General features: G+C 70.1%; 16 protein-coding genes. 9 read left to right on the forward strand and 7 right to left on the reverse strand.

Translation table 11 applies throughout. From position 1 onward, the window contains the following. Positions 1-104: 104 nt before the first annotated feature. The 3 genes from FHR38_RS24540 to FHR38_RS24550 all read right to left on the reverse strand — a co-directional run bounded on the left by FHR38_RS24540 (position 105) and on the right by FHR38_RS24550 (position 3,344). Positions 105-593: a YbaK/EbsC family protein gene (locus tag FHR38_RS24540; RefSeq protein WP_184536873.1), complete on the reverse strand. Its 489-nt coding sequence runs from the start codon at positions 591-593 to the stop codon at positions 105-107. 4 nt (positions 594-597) lie between these two features. Beyond that, positions 598-1,572 carry an EamA family transporter gene (locus FHR38_RS24545; protein WP_221449168.1) on the reverse strand — a complete coding sequence of 325 codons (975 nt, stop codon included), beginning with the start codon at positions 1,570-1,572 and terminating at the stop codon, positions 598-600. A gap of 197 nt (positions 1,573-1,769) precedes the next feature. Then, positions 1,770-3,344 (reverse strand): S8 family peptidase, encoded by a 1,575-nt coding sequence (locus FHR38_RS24550; RefSeq protein WP_221449169.1) that lies wholly within the window; start codon positions 3,342-3,344, stop codon positions 1,770-1,772. 626 nt (positions 3,345-3,970) lie between these two features. Here FHR38_RS24550 and FHR38_RS24555 point away from each other — a divergent pair. From FHR38_RS24555 to FHR38_RS24585, 7 genes are all read left to right on the forward strand, one after another. Continuing rightward, entirely contained in the window at positions 3,971-4,420 is a 450-nt protein-coding gene (locus tag FHR38_RS24555; protein ID WP_184536874.1) for an SAV_6107 family HEPN domain-containing protein, read from the forward strand. A gap of 116 nt (positions 4,421-4,536) precedes the next feature. Beyond that, positions 4,537-5,256, forward strand: coding sequence for a DnaE2-dependent mutagenesis accessory factor ImuA' (gene imuA', locus FHR38_RS24560; RefSeq protein WP_184536875.1), 720 nt, complete (start codon positions 4,537-4,539; stop codon positions 5,254-5,256). 47 nt (positions 5,257-5,303) lie between these two features. Beyond that, on the forward strand, positions 5,304-5,885 hold the full coding sequence (locus FHR38_RS24565) for a type 1 periplasmic-binding domain-containing protein (RefSeq protein WP_184536876.1): 582 nt from the start codon (positions 5,304-5,306) through the stop codon (positions 5,883-5,885). A 656-nt stretch (positions 5,886-6,541) separates the two neighbouring features. Continuing rightward, entirely contained in the window at positions 6,542-7,156 is a 615-nt protein-coding gene (locus FHR38_RS24570; protein ID WP_184536877.1) for an RICIN domain-containing protein, read from the forward strand. Between the two features lie 102 nt (positions 7,157-7,258). After that, positions 7,259-8,188, forward strand: coding sequence for a hypothetical protein (locus FHR38_RS24575; RefSeq protein WP_184536878.1), 930 nt, complete (start codon positions 7,259-7,261; stop codon positions 8,186-8,188). A gap of 462 nt (positions 8,189-8,650) precedes the next feature. After that, positions 8,651-10,588 (forward strand): hypothetical protein, encoded by a 1,938-nt coding sequence (locus tag FHR38_RS24580; RefSeq protein ID WP_184536879.1) that lies wholly within the window; start codon positions 8,651-8,653, stop codon positions 10,586-10,588. After that, entirely contained in the window at positions 10,585-11,328 is a 744-nt protein-coding gene (locus FHR38_RS24585) for a hypothetical protein (RefSeq protein WP_184536880.1), read from the forward strand. The genes FHR38_RS24580 and FHR38_RS24585 overlap by 4 nt, the downstream gene beginning before the upstream one ends. A 29-nt stretch (positions 11,329-11,357) precedes the next feature. Here the strand turns inward: FHR38_RS24585 and FHR38_RS24590 are convergent, their stop codons facing one another. Genes FHR38_RS24590 through FHR38_RS24605 form a run of 4 tightly spaced genes read right to left on the reverse strand, consistent with a single transcriptional unit; the run spans position 11,358 to position 16,592 of the window. Continuing rightward, complete coding sequence (locus FHR38_RS24590) at positions 11,358-12,623, reverse strand: MDR family MFS transporter (protein ID WP_221449170.1); 1,266 nt, start codon at positions 12,621-12,623, stop codon at positions 11,358-11,360. Between the two features lie 20 nt (positions 12,624-12,643). Continuing rightward, a complete protein-coding gene (locus tag FHR38_RS24595; protein WP_184536881.1) occupies positions 12,644-14,455 on the reverse strand; it encodes an ABC transporter permease subunit in 1,812 nt (603 codons plus the stop codon). A gap of 5 nt (positions 14,456-14,460) precedes the next feature. Next, complete coding sequence (locus FHR38_RS24600) at positions 14,461-15,948, reverse strand: ABC transporter substrate-binding protein (protein WP_184536882.1); 1,488 nt, start codon at positions 15,946-15,948, stop codon at positions 14,461-14,463. After that, positions 15,945-16,592 (reverse strand): GNAT family N-acetyltransferase, encoded by a 648-nt coding sequence (locus FHR38_RS24605; protein WP_184536883.1) that lies wholly within the window; start codon positions 16,590-16,592, stop codon positions 15,945-15,947. The genes FHR38_RS24600 and FHR38_RS24605 overlap by 4 nt, the downstream gene beginning before the upstream one ends. A gap of 340 nt (positions 16,593-16,932) precedes the next feature. Here FHR38_RS24605 and FHR38_RS24610 point away from each other — a divergent pair, with 340 nt between their 5' ends. Further along, positions 16,933-17,835, forward strand: coding sequence for an IS982 family transposase (locus FHR38_RS24610; protein WP_184531708.1), 903 nt, complete (start codon positions 16,933-16,935; stop codon positions 17,833-17,835). A gap of 116 nt (positions 17,836-17,951) precedes the next feature. Continuing rightward, entirely contained in the window at positions 17,952-19,070 is a 1,119-nt protein-coding gene (locus FHR38_RS24615; RefSeq protein ID WP_312882111.1) for an IS630 family transposase, read from the forward strand. The last annotated feature ends 77 nt before the right edge of the window (positions 19,071-19,147 follow it).

Below are 19,147 nucleotides of genomic sequence, written 5' to 3' on the forward strand. Positions count from 1 at the left end.
ACTGGCCGCCGTGACCTCGGCCGGGTTGATCGCACTGGCCGCCGTGACCGCAGCCGACCAGTGGTCGACCAACGCCGACCAACGATGGTCGTTGGCCGGGGCGGTCACGCTACTTCGGTCGCCTGACCGGTGGTGATTCGCAGCAGCTCGGCGTAGGTCGTGGGGAAGACCGCCCGGGGTACGCCACCGGCCGCCCACACCTCGGGGTAGTTGGCGAGCGCGGTGTCGACCAGGGTACGGATCGGTTTCGGGTGCCCGAGCGGAGCGACCCCACCGATCGGCTGACCGGTGTGCTCCCGGACGAACTCCGGGGTGGCCCGCTTGAGTCGGGTGACACCGAGGTCGGCGGCGACCCGGGCGGTGTCGACCCGGTGCGCGCCGGAGGTGAGCACCAGCAGCGGGTCACCGTCCGCGTCGAAGATCAGCGAGTTGGCGATCTGTCCTACCTCGACCCCGAGCGCGGCGGCCGCCGCGGCAGCGGTGTGTACCGCGTCGGGGAGTACCCGGACCAGGCTGGGCGCGCCAGAGCCGTCCAGGGCGGTGGTGCCATCGAGGGCGTCTTGGACCGCCTGCACGTTCGGATGTGGCTGCATCCCGTCATCTTGCCCTGCCGCTGGTGCTCAAGAGCGGGTCGGGGGCGGGGGGCGGGGCGGATGTCGGGGCGACCCGGGCCGTCTCGGCGATCGCCACGCCGACCAGCACCAGCGCGCCGCCGGTGAGCTGCGCCAGGCTGAGCGCCTCGCCCGCGCCCAGGGTGACCCAGGCGACGGCGGCTGCGAGCACCGGCTCGACCATTCCGATGATTCCCACACTGGTCGCCGGCAGGTGCCGTAGTGCCCCGGCCACCAGCAGGAACGGTGCGATCGAGCCGAGTACGACGACGTACCCGCAGAGCAGCATGACCGGCACGCCGCCGCTGCTCTGGCCCAGCGGCTCCCAGCCGCCGGTGCCGGCGGTGACCGCCCGGGTGAGCAGGCCCGCCACGGCAGCGGTGCCGAATGCCCAGGTGGTCAGGGAGAGGCTGTCGCGGCTGCGCACCCCGTGCGAGCCGAGTACGTAGTACACCGCCAGCAGCACAGCCGCGCCGAAGCCGGCGAGTACGCCGAGCCCGTCCAGTCGCAGGCCGCCCCACACCTCGGCGACGCCGGCCAGCCCGACGAGGCTGAGTGCCAGCCCCGCCCACAGCCGGGGGCGGACCTGCTGGTGCTGGCCGAACCGGGCCCAGAGCGCGACGAGCAGCGGGGCGGTGTATTCGAACAGCAGCGCGATGCCGACCGGCATTCGGGAGATCGCCACGAAGTAGAGCATCGGGACCAGGAAGAAACCGGTCAGGCCGTAGCCGATCAACAGCGGGAGTTGGCCGACGGTGATCCGGAGCCGGCGGGGGCCGGGACGCAGCAGCAGGCTCAGCGCGAGCAGGCCGACGAACGCGCCGGCGGCCCGCAGCAGGGTCAGCTGGGGTGCCTCGATGCCGGCGCGTAGCACCAGCTTCGACATGGTGCCGTTCACGGCGAAGAGCACACCGGAGCCGAGCACCATGGCGATGCCCAGGGCCGGGCGGGGAGTCGTCACCAGCTGAGGCTACCCACGCTGATGACAGGGGTGAAACGCGTACCGGCCATTACGACGCCGAGCGGACCATCCTTGCCGGGTGAGCGGACCGCCTCTGTTGAGTGAGTGGACCATCCTTGCCGGGTGAGCGGACCGCCCGGCCGGTGCCGGCCGGGCGATCCGGGTAACTCAGCGAGTCGGTCGCGATGCTCGGCAGGTCAGCCGCAGTGCTCGAACGGGCTGTTGTAGCTGACCCCGCCGGCCGTTCCGCCCCACTTGACGCACTTACCGGCGGCGGCCTGGGTCACCGGTCCGGCGTAGTAGGAGAACGAGCCGCTGTCGGTGCGCCGGGTGGACCCCTGCACCTCCAGGTAGGCCGCCACCGCGGTCGCGGTGCCCAGCGAGGTGGCCTTCATGGTGACCACGCAGTTGTTCGCGTTGCTGTTGTTGTAGAGCAGGTAGACCCGGCCCTGGAGGCTGCCGGTGCTGGTCGACAGTGGCCGGGAGTTGATCACCTGGTAGCCGCTGCCGCACGCCTCGGCCGGCGTGTACTGGTTGCGTAGCGCACCCTCGACCCGCAGCAGCAGGTTCGGCGAACCGGTGCCGGCGCTGGTCACCACACCGGAGGTGGCCCCGGCGACCAGACGGTTACGCACCTGGGCCGGCGTGAACGTCGGGTTCTCCGCCAGGATCAGCGCCGCCGCCCCGGTCACGTGCGGTGCCGCCATCGAGGTGCCGTTCCAGGCGGCACTGGCAGTGTCGCTGGCGTTGGTGGCCGAGACGATGGCGCTGCCTGGTGCGAACAGGTCCAGACAGGTGCCGTAGTTGGAGAACGAGGAGCGGGCGTCGGTGCTGGTGGTGGCCCCGACCGTGATCGCCTCCGGCACCCGGGCCGGCGACGGGGTGCACCCGTTGGCGTTGGAGTTACCGGCGGAGACCGCGTACGTCACGCCCGAGGCGATCGACCGGGACACCGCGGCGTCCACGGTGGTGCTGCCGCTGGAGAAGCCGATGCTCATGTTCGCCACCGCCGGCTTGATCGCGTTGGCGGTCACCCACTCCACCCCGGCGATGGTCTCGGCCGAGGTGGTCGTGTTGTCACACTTGAGCACCCGTACCGAGACGAGCTGGACGCTCTTGGCGACCCCGTACGTCGTGCCGCCGACCGTGCCGGCGACGTGCGTGCCGTGCCCGTGGCAGTCGACCCCGGTGCCGTCGACCGCGTCGAAGCCGCTGCTGGCCCGGCCGCCGAAGTCAGTGTGCGTGGTCCGGATGCCGCTGTCGATGATGTACGCGTGCACCGAGCCAGCCTTGTTGGGATAGGTGTAGACCCCATCCGTCGGGCGGGTCGGCTCGTCGACCCGGTCCAGCCCCCACGACGGGGGACTGGGCTGCGTCCCACCGGTGCCGGAGGCCACCTGGTTCTGCTCGACGTACGCCACCGACGGGTCGGCCGCGAGCCGTCGGGCCGCCGCCTCGGAGAGTTTCACCTCGAACCCGGTCAGACCGGCCGAGTAGACGTGCCCCACGGTGCCGGAGTGACCCCGGGCGAGTGTCCGTGCCCGATCGCCCACCGCGCGGGCTCGATCGCTGAAGGTGGTGCTGGCGGTCATGGTGTCCTTGAGGACCACGATGTAGCTGCCCGGCACCGCGTTCGGCGTGCCGGCGAGCCGGATCTCTCCGCTCACCGGTGCCGCCACCGCCGGCCCGCCGATGGCGGTGACCGCCGCCGTCGCGGTGAGCAGGCCCAGCGCCTGCCAGCGGCGGCGACTGTTGATGTGTGGAAGTCCCATTTCCCCGCTTCCTGTTGATGGCCGCATCCCCCGTCGGGCATCCTCCCGACAGCGGATGACAGGAACCGAACAGCCGGTTGGGATCGGCTGTCCGGTTAGGTGTATCGATCTTGCCGGGTGTCGAGCGATCCGTCTATGGGCATCTGATCGTGACCGGTGGACCACGCGGCGTGGGTGGGCGGGAACCCGTGGTGGGGCGGCGTGCCGACGCGTTCGACCGGCCCGGCGTGCGGCGAAGGTTGCTTTTTTGTCCGGGGGGAGGTGTACTGTCTCCAGTAGTTCGAACGTGTGTTCGATTCGATCGGATGCTCGTTCAAGCCTCCGGGACGGCGTTTCGCGGCGTCGGTTCCGGATGCGGTTCCGCGGACCGCGTGGGCTTGGGCAGTCGCGAGCCCAGCCCCCTACAGGCAGGACCGCGGCTCGCCGCCCACGACCCCCGGGCGGCGAGCCGCGGACCAGCCCGGTTCAGCCGGCCGGGTGTGGTGTGGGGAAGCGTCCACATCCGGCCGGCGACCTACCGGTGCGTCTCCCCACGCACCACAGGGCTAGCAGGTCCAGCGCGTCACCACCGGCTCCAGCCGCTTCCCGGGGACGCGTGACGTTGGCGACGCGGAGGAGACGATCCCATGCCGACCACTCCGGTTCCGGCCCCCACAGTGCCGGCGCACATGCTGCCGCACCGCACTCCGGCCCAACTGCTGGCAATCGCCCGTCAGGGGCTGGCCGAAGCCGCCCAGACCCGGCCCGACGGCCTGCGCTACGCCGCCGCCCACCTGGCCGCCCTGCGTGCCGCCGCAGCGATGCTCGCCGCGCGGGCCCGTCCCGCCCCCACCCGCCGAAACCGGGTCACCAGCGTCTGGGCGCTACTGGTCATCGTCGCCCCGGACCTGGGCGACTGGGCGAACTTCTTCGCCACCGGCGCGACCAAACGGGCCGCAGCCGAGGCCGGCATCCCCCGGGTGGTGACCGCCCGGGAAGCCGACGACCTGCTGCGCGCGGCCGAACAGTTCGTGGCGGTGGTTGAGGCAGCACTCGGCGTCGCCCACCAGCCCGCCCTCGACGGGCTGGCCGCCTGACCGGCTGCCGCTCGTACCCAAGCCGACGACGAAGACAGCACATCGGTCCATCGCCAACACGGTGGCCCGATCCAGGACAACCAGAACGATCCAGGTACGACGGGGGTGGGCTGGCCATGGCGGGCCGGATGGTGGTCGGCTCCACCGCATTGGCGGGGCTGGTCCGCGCGGCGAGCGCACCGGACCCGGTCGGTGCCCACCGGCTGCTGCCGGTGCTACCCGAGCTGTCCGGACTACTGCCCAACCGAGGGCTGCGCCGAGGCAGCACGGTCGCCGTCGCCGCCGGCCGGCCTGCGCACAGCGGCGGCACATCGCTGATGCTGGCGCTGCTCGCCGAGGCGTCCCGTTCCGGCTCCTGGTGCGCCGTGGTCGGCGTACCCACCTTCGGGGCGGTCGCGGCAGCCGATCTCGGCATCGCGTTGGACCGGCTCGCCCTCGTGCCACACCCCGGCCCGGAGTGGGCGACCGTGGTTGCCGCCCTGATCGACGGGGTCGACGTCGTCGTCACCGCCGTACCGGGAACGGTCAGCGCCTCGGTGGTGACTCGGCTGGCCGCTCGGGCCCGCCAGCGTGGCAGTGTGCTCGTCCCGTACGGCGAATGGGACGGTGCCGACGTCACCCTGCGGGTGATGCGCGGAGCCTGGGAAGGGCTCGGCCAGGGCCGGGGACGGCTCCGCCGGCGGGAAGTGACCATCTCCGCTCGGGGACGAGGGGCGGCAGCACGGCCGAAGGAGATCCGGGTCTGGCTCCCCGGCGACCGCTCCGGACGACGCATCCCGGACGCGCCCCCGGCGTCGTCCCCTCCACGACGGACGATGCTGACCTTGACGGGGTAATGACCCCATTCATATCCAGGTAGTCTCTCGCCGTGCTAGGTGGCGGGGTGGGGCGACGGGCGCAGGTGCGTGGAAGGTCCGGTCGCGGGACAGCGATTGCGCGTTGGTGGCGCGGGCATCAGCCCCCCCGGCGCCAGAGTTGGTGGGCGGCGGGTGCGCTGCTCGCGGTGGTGGCCGGTGCGGTGACCTGGGCACTGTGGCCCGACCCCGAACCGGAGCCCCGAGCACGACAGTACCGGGAGGTCACCGCTTGTCTGCTCACCGATGACCAGGGTGTAACCGGGGCAGAGGCGGCCGTGGTCTGGGCCGGGATGCAGGACGCGTCACTGCGTACCCGCGCGAAGGTCCAGTTCCTTCAGGTCGACGGCGCGCAGACGATCGACAACGCGCGTACCTACCTGGGAAGTCTGGTGCAGAACCGGTGTGACCTGGTGCTGGCGGTCGGTACGGCACCGGTTGGTGCCGTACGGGAGAACGCGGCGCGGTTCCCGTCCGCGCGGTTCGTGACCGTCGGTAGCGGCGCTCCCGCCGCGAACGTGTCCGTGGTGATGGAAACAACGCCAGAGGCGGTACGCGCCCAGGTCGACCGCATCGTCACCGAGGCGGTCGGCCAAGACAGCGACCGCTGAGCCGGTTGCTCCTCGCGGCCTCGCGGCCTCGCGGGCTACGCCGGGCTCCTCACTATCTCCGTACCTCTGGCATCGCCTCGGCGGGCTGCACACGTGGTGGCCGGCGGGAAAGGGGCTGAGCTGGGGTGGGGCAGTTTCGCATGCGCCGATTCGACCATGGCGCCTGCCGTTTGGCGGTCGAGGTGACGACGGTTGCTGGTAGCCACCAAGCTGAGAATCCGAGATTGTGAATGTCTGGCCATCTGAGTGCTGATGGTTCCAACTGAATCGGACCACCTGGAAGTGGGGAGTGGCCTGTGTCGATGCCACCGGAGCCCGATCCATCCATGAACGCCCCAGAGTTTGTCGCGGCCCTGCACGCGTTACGCCTGTGGTCAGGGCTGTCGTATCGGGAGTTGGCCGCGAAGGCACGGGCATCGGGAGGTTCGCTTCCGCCGAGCACCGTCGCCACGATGCTTGGCCGAAACACCCTGCCCCGGGCCCCGCTGATCGCGACGTTCGTCCTAGCCTGCGGCCTGGATCAGGACGCTGCTGACCGCTGGACTGCGGTGGGCATCAGTATCGCCATGGGATCCGAACACCCGGCATCAAGGTCTCCCGAACCGCTTGAACCGCCGTCAGGCAGCAGCGCTGGGCAGGTGCCAACGGATCCTCAGGTGAAGGGACGCCTGCGGTTGTGGTCAGCGGTGGTCGGCCTGGGTGTCGTCGGGCTGGTGATCTGTTTCGCGGCGGTCCTGCTGTCCGAGCGAGCTGGCAGCCAAGGGGAGGGCGTTGGTGCCAAGTCCGAACTGCTCGCTGAAGGCTGGTTCCTCATCCAGCCCGCTCATATCCCCGACCATGGCTTCTGTGTCGGCGAGGGCCGTGAACGCAACCGTCGTACCGATCGTCCCCTTGCCGTCCAACGTCCATGCGCCGCGATTGTTCCGGACACCTACCTCGCTGCGACGAGTATCGGTGGGGTCTACGAGATCCGATGGCATCATCGGGAGAAAGGCGTCGGATGCCTCACCGTCGACGAAGCGCTAACAGTCGACGAGGCGCTGATAGCACCCGACAAGTGCACCGGGGCACCCCATCAGCGTTACCAACTGGAGCCGGCTCAGACACCGGCGCCGAACGGGTATCGAATCCGACCAACTCACAGCGGGCTTTGCCTCGGAATTCTCGGCGGTCTGGCGGACGTGGAGAACGGAGCCGAGGTCGCCCAATCGACCTGCACCGGGGCCGCTGACCAGGTGTTCCTGTTGCAGCCGACAATGCGTTCCTTCTGAACCGGCAAGCCCGGTCGGGTTGACCGTAACGGGTGGCTGCCGGGATGGTGCGCCCGCCGGTACATTTACCACTGGCGCTTGCTGATCCTTGGAGGTAGCGGGATGGAGACGAAGGAAGATCCGCTAGAGGATTGGCTCGACTCTCTCCTGGAGCGGTTCCTGTCGCTGCGGGATGGCGAACTGGCCCAGGACATCGAGTTGGACTTCTCGGGGGAGTCGCTCGACCGTTTGGAAGCGGCCATGCTGGAGCGATTCGACTTTGCGGACGACGTCCACGACCCGGACGAGCAGGACTTCGTGCTGGGCGTCGCCGGCTACCTGGGCGAGGTGCTGCTGCGACTCGCCGGCGGGTCCTGGGCCTGGCCGGACGGCCCCGACAGCGGAGGCCACGACTATCTAGACAGTGGAGGCCACGACGTGCCGTTCGTGGTGGCGGATCCGGTGCTCGAGTTGGACTCGGTGTCGCCGATCGACCTGATCATGACGGCGGTCCGGGTCGGCGACGGGCAACAGTTCGGCGCGCTCTACCTGAGGTGGGAATCGGCGGTACGGCGGGCAAGAACGGAACGGCCCTCGTGGCACCCCGCGAAGCAGCCGACGGATCTCGACCTGCTCGAACCAGCCGACACGGCGGACCTCCCCACCTGGCTCGTACGCCGGGAGGCCGACTTCGCAGACTGGACCGCAGCCTACGCACCCGGCGCGACCCTGGACTTCTCCCGAGAATCACTCGATGCACTGGAGGAGGCGGTCCGGCGGGCCGTGCCCACCCGGGAGGACCTGGTGTCAACAGCTAATCGTGAATTCCTCGACGGGGCATCGTGGTATCTGGGTGAGGTGATACGCCGCGAACTCGGCGGTCAGTGGATGCTTGAAGGATCCTCGGATATCAATCCGGGTGGCAGGTGTCTCCGCCGGGTGGGCCCGTACGAGGGAAAGATCGTTCCCGCGCTTACCCTGGGGAACGCAATTGATCAGCCGGGGCATCTGATCGCGCACTACGACACGTTTTCTGGACGCGTAGATCATTGACGTCACCGTATATCCTGTGGGCGCGTGGAGTCGCCGGCTACAGGGGTGATCAATATGATCCGATCGCACAGGCGGCCCGGGGCAGCGGTCGCCCTGGTCCTGGCTCTGCTGTGCGCGTTCGTGGGGCTTGCGGGTGCCCCCGCCGCCAACGCTGCCCCGTCGCCGATCCCGTTGCCCGGCATCGATGTCACTGCCGCGCCGTCCGCCGAGGATCTCGCGCGCACGTTCGAATACCCGAGCTATGACTACCTTCGAGGTCGGATTCCGTGGGACTCGCCGAGGCTGGATGACGGTTCTCTGTCGAAGCTGAAACCACACGAGGCGTATCGGACGGGCACGGTGAACCACCTTCTCTCCGCATGGTGGGAAAGCAGTGCGCGGGCAGCCTTGCAGATAAGGCTTGAAAAGAAATTCAAGAACGCATCGCAGGCAGCGAGGGACCGCGAGACGGAGCGGACGTGGTTGAAGTGGGAGAACTCGACCATCACCGCCTGGAACAACAACTCCCGTGGGGCCGGATACCAGGCCGCGTACGGAGCGGCGGCCGGACTGGTGGGGGGTGGCTGGCAGTCGGAGGAGACGTACCCGGACACCACTGATCGCGCCCGGCCGGACTTCTTCCACCCTGACGCGGTCGAGCAGGTCGAGTGCAAGTTCAGCCTCGCCTTCGTCAGGATCAACGAACGACAGCTGAACAACTACCTGGCGCACCTACGGCGACTGGGCGGCGGGCGGTTGACCTACGCGATCGGGGTCCTGCCGGTCGAGGAGCCGGAGAAGACCAAGGCGGCGGATCAGCTCAAGAAGATCGAAAAAGCCAACGGCCAGATCAGGAAACTGAACGAAGACCGCGTCAAAGCCGGCGAAGCACCGTACCCGCTGGTCGAAGTCCGCTATTGGCCAGCCGAGGCGGTCCCGGTGCGTGCCCTGCCCGAGGCGGAGGTGGACCCGCCCGACGGGGCCGGCGGTGTTGCCGTGGGGGCCGAACCGCCACCGGTCGTCCCGCCGCCGCCGGGCGCGCTGAACGCCACCGGGCAGCACCAGGCCGAGAGCGCGGTCACGGAGGCCATGACAGGCTCTCCCGATTCCCCCGAGGACGCCGCCGAGACCGCGAAGACGATCGAGGAGGCCGCCAGAGACCTGGGTTATGCCAACGCTGAGGACGCGGACCTCACGCAAGAGCCGCTTGGCGGTGTCGACTTCTCGACCCTGGAACTCCGGTACGTCTCGGACACCTACGACGGCGGTGTCGGCACGGGGGTGCAGTACGCGTACCAGGTGGACGCGAAGCCCGGCGTGGCCGTCTCCTACGGTGGGCGAGAGTCGGCGCAGCTCGCGGCGGACTCCTTCTTCACCTGGCTGGTCCTGCCACCGCAGAGCTTCACGGTCAACCTCAACCCGGACGAACCGAACCGGATCATCGACGCGCGGCTCGGCAGGACCGACGCGGGCCGGGTCCTGCTCGAGGCGGACCTACAGATGAAGAAGACAGTCGGCAAACTGATCCATCCGGACACCGCACGGGGTCGGGCGTTCTGGGACAACCTGCGGGGTGAGACCAGTTGCATCTCGATGCGGCAGTGGATCACGCCGCGACCGGCGGTGGTCCGGGAGAACGGCAACGAACTGTTCATCCTCGACGCGCCGCTCGAGGTCAAGATGGAGACCGAATACTTCAAGACCGAGGGGGCCGCCACCAGCGCGAACTGTCCCGGGCAGGCGACCCGCGACACCGAGCACAACGAGGTGGTCTACCGGCAGCGGATCCTGCCGGAGTTGGAGAAGGCGGTGAACACCGCACCCGAATACGCCGACCTGCGTCGGGTCTACGTCAGCCGAGTTGCCGCCGAGTGGTACCGGCAGCGCAGCGAGACAAAGACCACCGCGTACGGCGAGTTGGTCGACTCCGGCGACGCTAGCGCGTGGCCGTCGCGGGTGCCGTGGGACCCGAAGGAGGTCTTCGATCGGTTTGTGAAGTCGTACAAGGATGGCGAGTTCCGGGTCGAGCGGACCACCCGCGAGGGGAACCGTGTGCTGACCCAGCTCTACGTGTACGGCGGCGTCGACTTCACCAACATTCCGAAAGACCTGTTGAGCGGTGCCGAGTTCGCCAACGATCGGCCGACGTTGGACACGACGGTCCGCGACGCCCTGGTCAAGCCCACCACGGAGGCAGGGAAGGGCGCGATGTGGCTCGGCGGTCGGTCGACCGAACGGCCACTGTCGTCGCCGCACCCGATGCCCGGGTCACCGCTCGGCAACCCCCTGTTCTACGTGCTGGCCGTCCTGCCGGTGCTCACCTGGCTGACCATTGGTGGCTATCTGCTGATCCGTCGCCGCACGAGACCGGCCGCCACGCCTTCGGCGGGTCCGGCCCCGACCACCCCCGCAGGTCAATGAGCGCCCCCGTCGCCTACGTTCCGGTGCCCGCTGTCACCGCGCCCAGACAGCCCCTCAGCCTGTTCGTGGCGGCCTACCTGCTTTCAGGTGCGTCCGCGCTCTGGCTGACCGCCGCGATTGCCACACTCTTCGCGATTCCGCAGTACAGCCGCTACTACGGCGACCGGGAGCAGAACGCCGACGCCGGTGTCCTGGCCGCTCTCCTCCTCATCGTCGCCGTGGTTGTCGCGGTGCTCGCGGTTGGACTGTCGATCCTGCTCGCGCTGCTGGACGCGCACGGGCGGCCAGCAGGGCGAGTGCTGACCTGGATCTTCAGCGTGGTCGCGGTCGTCATCGCCGGGTCGATTCTCATGCTCGACCTTTTCGCCCCGATCCCATGGCACCGGTGGCAGATGGCCGGCACGGCCGTACTCACACTGGGGGTCATGGCAGCCACGGGCGTACTGCTGATGCTCCCCTCGTCCAGTGCCTATTTCCGCGCCGCCCGAGACTTCCGCACCGCCCGCCAGGCCGCAATCCGGCTGGCACGTCAGCAGGCCGGTTACTACCGCCGCCCCGGGTACCCGCCCGCGCCGTACCCGCCCGCCGGCCCGGCACCCTTCGCCCAGCCCGGCCCGCCACCCTTTCCCCAGCCCGGCCGGGCACCCTTCGCCCAGCCCAGTTATCCCCAGCCCACTACGCCGCAGCCCGCACACCGGCAGGCGGAGGCGGAGGACGGGCCGGAATCCGGCAGAGAATAGCCGCAGCTCCGCGCAGGGTCGAGCCGTGATCAAGCGGCACGTTGTCGAGTGACCCCGAGTATGGCCGCGCACACGACCGGTACGGCGGCCAGCAGCAGCCATGGGATCGGGGTGTCGCCGACCGAGTCCAGCAGCAGGCCGGTGACCGAGCTGCCGGCGAGCACCACCAGCCCCGATATCGACGACAGTGCCCCGGTGTAGAGGCCGAGGTGGTGCTCCTCGGCCAGGTCGGGCAGCCAGGAGCGGACCGAGGGCACGATCAGCATCTGTCCGACGGTGAGCAGTACGACCAACCCGGCGGTGGGCAGCACGCCCAAGGCGTACCGGATGGGGTAGGTGGCGGCGACCAGTGCGAACCCGGCGGCGACGATGAGCAGCCCGACCCGGGTGGCGGTACGCGGTGCCAGCCGTTGGCTGACCCAGCGGGTGACCGGCAACTGGCCGACGATGACCAGGACCGAGGAGAGGGCGAGCAGCCCGGCGAGCGCGCCGGACGAGCCGAGCTGGTGCGGTATCGCCAGGTAGAGCTGGTTGTAGGCGAGCAGGTAGCCGCTGTAGGCCAGGCAGAGCACCAGGAACGGCCGGTTGCCGGCGAGCAGCCGCAGCCCGGTACGGGTGGCCGCCGGGGCGCTGTCGAGAGGTCGGCCCGGGATGTGCCGGGGCATCAGCCGGGCGTGGCCGGCGAGGATGGCGACGAAGACCACCGCCCCGGCCAGGCAGGCGGCGCGGAAGTCGACGAAGAGCAGCAGCGCCCCGAGCAGCGGGCCGGTGAACGCGCCGATCTGCCCGGCGACGGAGAAGAGCGCCAGCACCCGACTACGCGGCAGGTGACCGTCGCGTTCGTAGCGGACCGCCTGGCGGGCCACCTCGGACTCGACGGCGGGGGAGAAGAGCGCGGCGGCGAAGCCGATCAGCAGCACCGAGGCGGTCACCGACCACACCTCACCGGCGAACGCCAGACCGACGAATCCGGCTACGCGCAGCGCGCAGCCGACCAGCACGATCGGCCGGGGGCCGTACCGGTCGGTGAGCGCCCCGCCGACCACGAACAGGCCCTGCTGGCTGAAGGTACGCAGGCCGAGCAGCAGCCCGACCAGCCAGCCGGCCAGGCCGAGCGCCTGGTCGAGGTGCACCGACAGGTACGGCAGGACCGCGGAGAACCCGACGTTGAACGCGAGCTGCGTGCCGATCAGCAGTTTGAGCAGCGCCGGTAGGTCCCGGAGGTCCCGGATGTCGCGCAGGTCCCGCAGGCCGGCGAAGCGGCGGCGACGACTGACGGGTTCTGCCGACGTCACCGTATCGGGGGATGCGGCGCTCACGGACGACCGGCCAGTGCTGGTTCACGGGAGCGGGCCGGCGCCGCCGCTGGCGTGGCAGACGCCGATCGGGTGGGCCGGTCCCGCCACGACAGTGCGGCGGTGCCCACCGCGAGCGCACCGAGCAGGGCCAGCGCGGCGGCCGGGCCGAGCACCGACCACGGGGCCCGCTCGGCGTACGGCAGGTTCTCGGCCAGCAGCCGGCCCCACTCCGGAGCCGGCGGTTGGGTGCCCAGGCCCAGGAAACCGAGCGATGCCAAGGCCAGGGCGATCGCCGGTACACGCAGCACGGCGTGCCGGAACACCGCCGGCAGTACGGCCGGCAGCAGGTGCCGGCGCAGCAGATGCCACCGGCCGGCACCGAGCCCGACGGCGGCGACGAGATGGTTGGCGGCCCGTTCCTGCTCCACCAGGGCTGCGGTGTGACTGGCCAGTGCCGCCCAGCTGACCAGGGTGATGGCGAGCGCGGCGCTGCCGGTGTCCCGTCCGGCGACCCCGACGACCAGCAGTCCGGCGACGACCGGCGGTACGGCGTTGGCCACGTCGACCAGCCCGACCGTGGCGCGGGGCAGCAGCCCCAGCAGTATCCCGATGACCAGGGTGGCGGCGCTGACCGCGAGCGCGACGGCGATCGTACGCAGCGCGCCGTGGCCGAGCCGGGCGAGCAGGTCCCGCCCCAGCGCATCGGTGCCCAACGGGTGCGCCCAGGACGGGGCGGCCAGCCGGGCGGTCAGGTCCACGGTCAGCGGATCGCGGAGCAGACCGAGGCCGATGGTCGTACCGAGGAGCAGCAGCAGGCCGACCGGCACCGTGACTGCCCAGCGGCTGGCCGTCCGCCGGGGCGGGTGCAGCGCCGGTAGCGCGTGATCGCGCAACGCGGGCCCGAGCAGCAGTCGCCGGCCGAGTTGGGCGAGCCCGCCGACTAGCGCCCCGAGCAGCAGCAACGCCAGCGCCGCGCCCTGCAGCACCGGCAGGTCGGCGGCGATCGCCGCGTTGAGGGTGAGCCGGCCGAGGCCGGGGATGGCGTACAGGTTCTCCACCGCCACCGCCCCGCCGGTCAGTCCGATCATCATCAGCGCGAGCTGCGGCAGCAGCGGGGGCAGGCAGCGGCGCAGCGCGTGGGCGACGATCCGCCGGGTGGGCAGCCCGTGGGCGGTGGTGCTGCTGGCCCACGGTTCAGCGTAGGCGGCGGGCAGGGCATCGCCGAGCAGCCGACCGAGGATCGCCCCGGCCGGAACCCCCAGCGCCAGCGACGGTAGGACCATAGACGCCGGACCGTCCCAGCCCTGGGCCGGAGCCCAGCCCCACTGCACCGCCACCACCGTCGCCAACACGGTGGCGAGCAGGAACTCGGGCAGGGCGGCGAGCAGTGCGCCGGTCGTACCGCTGCCGGGTTTGCCCCGGCGGCGCGCGCCGTTGATCGCGGTACGGGCGGTGAGCAGCGCGGCCACCGTCAGCGTGACGAGTACCGCGCCGAGCATCAGGGTCAGCGACACCGACAGCGCGGCGGCCAGCGTGGGCCCCACCGGCTCGCCGGAGAGCCATGAGGTGCCAAGGTCACCGCGCGGCAGGCCGGCGCACCAGCGGCCCAGCAGGGCCAGCGGCCCGGCGTCCAGCCCGATCTCCCGTCGGATCGCGGCCAGCACCTCGGCGGTGGGTTCCTGCTCGGCGGAGCGGGTCCGCAGCACGGTCAGCGCCGGATCGGTCCGGGCCAGCCACGGCAGCAGGCCGATGACCAGCAGCAGGCCCGCCGCGGCGACGACCCGGCTGACCAGCCGGACCAGGGACGCGGGCAGGACGGGCCGGGGCATGCGCTTTAGCCGGCCCGGGTGCCCGGACCGATCAGCCGCTGCTCGCGCGGGTCCAGCAGCACCCCCTGGATGCCGGCGGCCACGCCCTGGATGATCCGCTCGTGTACCAGCGGCACCACCGCGTCGGTGCCCAGGATGGCCGCCTCGGCCCGCATGATCGCGTCCTGTCGGGCCGCCGGGTCGTCCAGCGCGGCGGCCTTCGACACCAGGTCGTCCACCGTACGGTCGCAGAGCTTGGCGAGATTGTAGCTGCCCGCGCAGGTGAAGTCGCTGGCCAGTTGGGAGATCGGGTCGCCGGTCTCCTGACCGGCGGAGCGGGACAACACCAGCGCGTCGAAGGTGCCGGCCAGCGCGTCCGGTTCCAGTTGGGAGTATTCCCGGACGTCCTGCTGGACGACGAAACCGGCCCGTTCGAGCTGCTGTTGCAGGACGGTGGCGGTCTCCGGCAGCTCCGCCCGGTTCGTGTACGTGGCCAGCGTGATCCGGGTGCCGACCGGCACTTTGGCGGGCGCGGTGCGCTGTGGGGCGATCCGCTTGCCCGCCGCCCACGACAGCGCCGGCCCGAACAGGCCCTGTCCAGCGTCGGCCCGACTCTCGTACACGCCTTCGACCAGTGGGCCGGTCTCGACGGCGGTCCGGGCGGCGGCGCGTACCGCCGGGTCGGCGAAGACCCCCCGCTTGGTGTTCAGGTACAGGCCGATGGTCCGGGTGGTGGGCACCTGCCGCAGGTTCTCTGGGGCCAGCACCGCCGCCTGCGCCACCGGGATCGTGTCGACGACGTCGACCTCACCGGTACGCAGCGCGTTGGCGCGCGCCGTACCGTCCGGGATGAACGACACGTCGACGCCGCTCGCCTGGGCTCGGCCGTCCCAGTAGTCGTCGAACCGGTCCAGGGTGGCCCGCTGCGATCCCTCGACCCCGGTCAGCGTGAATGGCCCGGTGCCGGTTCGGATCGGGTCCACCCGGTCGGTGGCGGCGTACGCCTTCGGTGCCAGCACGCTCAGCGCCGGGCTGGCCAGGCGTTGCGGCAGCATCGGGTCGGCTACGTCGGTGCGCACCGTGACCGTGTCGTCGGCCTCGGCGGTGGCGGTCAACCGGTGGCCGGTGAGCACCCGTAGCCGGGGGGTGGCCTGATCGGCCCGGGTGAGCGCGGTGACCACCGCCGGGGCGGTGACCGGGGTGCCGTCGTGGAAGGTGGCTTTGCGCAGCGTGAAGCGCCAGCTCAGCTCGTCGGTACGGGTCCACTCGGTGGCCAGCGCCGGCTGTACGGCCCCTTCGGCGTCGAGTCGGGTGAGCCCTTCGACGACGCCGATCTGGCTGAGCCGTACGGAGTCGTCGCTGTGCAGCGAGAACCCCTTGATCGGGACGAAGGAGATGGCGACCCGTAGTCGGCGGTCGGCGGCCTCGGAGTCCGGTTCGGTGCTGGCGAAGCAGCCGGCGAGCAGGGGCAGCACCAGCAGGGGCGCGGCGATCCGGCGTACGGCGGCCCTCATCGGTCCGACCTGGTCGACAGTGTGGCCGGCTGCGTTGCTGCGGCCGTCTCCGGTAGCGGGGCAGGTTGCCGGCCCGGCAGGGGGATCTCGAAGTGCACCACTTCCTGCCGTTCGGGCAGTTCCCGCTCGTCGCAGACCAGCCGGGCGGTGGCCCGCCAGAACGCCTCCGCACCCGGCGAGGCCGGGTCGGTGTGCAGGTAGACCGTGTCGTAGCCCTCGGTGGCAGCGGCGAAGTCGAGCAGCGTGGTCACCAGGGCTCGGGCCAGCCCCTGTCGGCGGTGTTCGGCGCGAACGTAGATCCGGCAGAGCTGGGCGGTGCTGCCGCTGGGGTAGCGCTGCGCGATCCAGGCCGGGTTCGGCGGGTGCTTCGGGCCGTGCGAGCGTACGCCGCCGGTGGCGACAACCTGGCCGTCCCGTTCGGCCACCAGCAGGATGTGCCGGGGCGGGTCCAGGTAGGCGCCCTCGATGTCGATGATGTCGGCGTGCCAGCGCGGCACGTAACCCGAGCGCAGGTCGTGGTAGACGGTGTCGAGCATGACGCTGCGGGCGGCGCCGACGTCGTCCCGGGTCGCCGGCCGGATCAGGTATCCGTTTTCGAGCTGACGCTGCGGCGTCGGCTGGCCGGTCACGGTGGTTGCCGTCATCGCTGCCGCTCCTTCAGGGGCCAAAGAGATCATCTACGCCTGGCCGCGCAAGAGTAACTGCAAAAGAGTGGCAACTGGAACGGCTTCCTCGTACGGGTGTCGCCTGGATCACCTCCGAGGCGAGCGTCTCCGTTGTTCCCATGATCGGATGCGCCTCAGCGGCACGACACGCCGTGCGTCCTGCTGCTGAGCCGTCACCGATCCTGCTGCTGAGCCGTCACCGATCCTGCTACTGAGTCGTCACCGATCCGGCCGGCAGGTGCTAGATGATTGAGTCCTAAATCTTTGCTGGTGGGAGGTGCCGGCGTACTGGTACAGGGAAGGGTGTCGTTGTCTGCTCGTGACAGCTGACATCAACACCCTTCTGACCGCACTGTACGTGTTCGTAGACGATCACCTGGTACCGCGTCGCCGCCGTCCCGGCCGGCCCCAGCGGTTGTCCGACGCCGAACTGGTCTGCCTGATGATCACCCAGGTCCTGTTCGACTTCCCTCGTGAACGGCACTGGATCCGCTGGGCCGGCACCCACCTGCGCGACATGTTCCCGTACCTGCCGACCGCGTCCGGCTACGGCAAACGGGTCCGCGGCAGCGGTCAGCTCATCGCCACCGTGCTCCGGGCCCTGGCCCATGTCACCCCGACCAGTGCCCCGATCCTCAGGTTGATCGACTCCACCCCGGTACCGTGCGGCACCTCGCGGGAGACCACGAAACGTTCGGACCTGGCCGGGGACGCCGGCTACGGCTACAGCGCCTCACACTCCCGCTACTTCTGGGGCATGCGCCTGTATCTACTGGCCACAGCCGAGGGCATGCCCGTGCTGTGGTGCCTGGCCAACCCGAAACTCGACGAACGGGAGGTGATGGCCGCCCTCATCGAGGCCGACCACCACCTAATCGCCGACGGGCAGGTCATCCTGGCCGACCGTGGCTTCGCCAGCCCGGAGTTCGACCAGTTCTGCGACCTGCGGAGCATCCACCTGGTCCGCCCGAAACGCGCTAACGCCAAGGCCGACGCCCCACGCACCCCGGCCGAGAAAGCCCTGCTCCGCGCCCGCCAATGGATCGAGTCGATCTTCCAGAGCCTGAAAGGCCAACTCTCCCTGGAACGACACGGAGCCCGCCGACACGACGGCCTGTTCGCCCGCGTCGGTCAACGCCTACTCGCCCTGGCTGCCGTGATCTGGCACAACACCAACATCGGCGCACCCAACCCAAGATCACTCATCGCATACGACCATTGACCAGCAGGGATTTAGGACTCAATCATCTAGTGCCGTGACCACGAACGTTCGCGGTGTTGGGTGACACGCCGTCCGGCCTGTCGGCTGGGCGGCGTCGTGGCGGTCAGGCTGTGGCGGTGGCAGATCCTGTACGTGTGCGGCGGCTGAGTGACCAGGAGGGTCAGCAGCTGCTCAGAATTACTCGCCGGGGAACCGGTTCAGCGATCCGACTACGGCGGGCGATGGTCGTGCTCGCCTCGGCCGGCGGGAACACGGTGCCGGCGATCGCCCGCCTCGTCCAAGCCGACGAGGACACGATCCGGCAGGTCATCCACCGGTTCAACGAGATGGGGATGGCCAGCCTGGACCCTCAGTGGGCGGGTGGCCGTCCCCGCCAGATCAGTCCTGACGATCAAGCGTTCATCGTCGAGACGGCCAACACCCGCCCCGAGAAACTGGGGAAACCGTTCACCCGCTGGAGTGTGCGTAAGCTCGCCGACTACCTGGGCTCGCATACTGCCCGCCCGATCCGTATCGGGCGGGAGCGGCTGCGGCAGATCCTGCACCAGCAGAAGATCACCTTCCAGCGGACAAAAACGTGGAAGGAGTCCACCGACCCTGACCGGGACACCAAACTCGCCCGGATCGAGTACGTGAGCAGCCACTTCCCGCAGCGGGTGTTCGCGTTCGACGAGTTCGGTCCCCTCACGATCCGCCCGCAGGCCGGCGCCGGGTGGGCACCGGCCCGACACCCACACCGGCTGCCCGCGAACTATCACAAACTGCACGGCGTCCGGCAGTTCCACGGCTGCTACAGCATCGGTGACGACCAACTCTGGGGCGTCGTCCGATGCCGCAAGAGTGCCGTGAACACCCTCGCCGCACTCAAGTCGATCCGCGCCGCCCGTCCGGACGGGGCACCGATCTACGTGATCCTGGACAACCTGTCCGCACACAAAGGCCTCAAAATTCGCAGGTGGGCAGCCCGGAACAAGGTCGAGTTGTGCTTCACCCCGACCTACGCCTCCTGGGCCAACCCGATCGAGGCCCAGTTCGGGCCGCTACGCACCTTCGTCATCGCCGGCTCGAACCATCCCAACCACCCCACGCTGACCCGGAAACTGCAGACCTACCTGCGCTGGCGCAACGCCAACACCCGCCACCCCGACGTCCTGGCAGCCCAACGCCGCGAACGCGCCCGCATTCGCAGCGAACGACAACGACAATGGGGCCAACCCGCCACCCGCGCAGCCTGACCCCGACACTCTGAACGTTCGTGGTCACGGCACTAGTGTCCTGCGCCAGAAATTCGCCTTATAAGTGGGTGTAGGCT

Source organism: Micromonospora polyrhachis (genome assembly GCF_014203835.1).
In the GTDB taxonomy this organism is placed as follows: domain Bacteria; phylum Actinomycetota; class Actinomycetes; order Mycobacteriales; family Micromonosporaceae; genus Micromonospora_H; species Micromonospora_H polyrhachis.

What these genes read in the sequence shown, in the direction of transcription:
- FHR38_RS24540 (WP_184536873.1), bottom strand. Translation starts at nt 593, where the DNA reads ATGCAGCCACATCCGAACGTGCAGGCGGTCCAAGACGCCCTCGATGGC.
- FHR38_RS24550 (WP_221449169.1), bottom strand. Translation starts at nt 3,344, where the DNA reads ATGGGACTTCCACACATCAACAGTCGCCGCCGCTGGCAGGCGCTGGGC.
- FHR38_RS24555 (WP_184536874.1), top strand. Translation starts at nt 3,971, where the DNA reads ATGCCGACCACTCCGGTTCCGGCCCCCACAGTGCCGGCGCACATGCTG.
- imuA' (WP_184536875.1), top strand. Translation starts at nt 4,537, where the DNA reads ATGGCGGGCCGGATGGTGGTCGGCTCCACCGCATTGGCGGGGCTGGTC.
- FHR38_RS24575 (WP_184536878.1), top strand. Translation starts at nt 7,259, where the DNA reads ATGGAGACGAAGGAAGATCCGCTAGAGGATTGGCTCGACTCTCTCCTG.
- FHR38_RS24585 (WP_184536880.1), top strand. Translation starts at nt 10,585, where the DNA reads ATGAGCGCCCCCGTCGCCTACGTTCCGGTGCCCGCTGTCACCGCGCCC.
- FHR38_RS24595 (WP_184536881.1), bottom strand. Translation starts at nt 14,455, where the DNA reads ATGCCCCGGCCCGTCCTGCCCGCGTCCCTGGTCCGGCTGGTCAGCCGG.
- FHR38_RS24600 (WP_184536882.1), bottom strand. Translation starts at nt 15,948, where the DNA reads ATGAGGGCCGCCGTACGCCGGATCGCCGCGCCCCTGCTGGTGCTGCCC.
- FHR38_RS24605 (WP_184536883.1), bottom strand. Translation starts at nt 16,592, where the DNA reads ATGACGGCAACCACCGTGACCGGCCAGCCGACGCCGCAGCGTCAGCTC.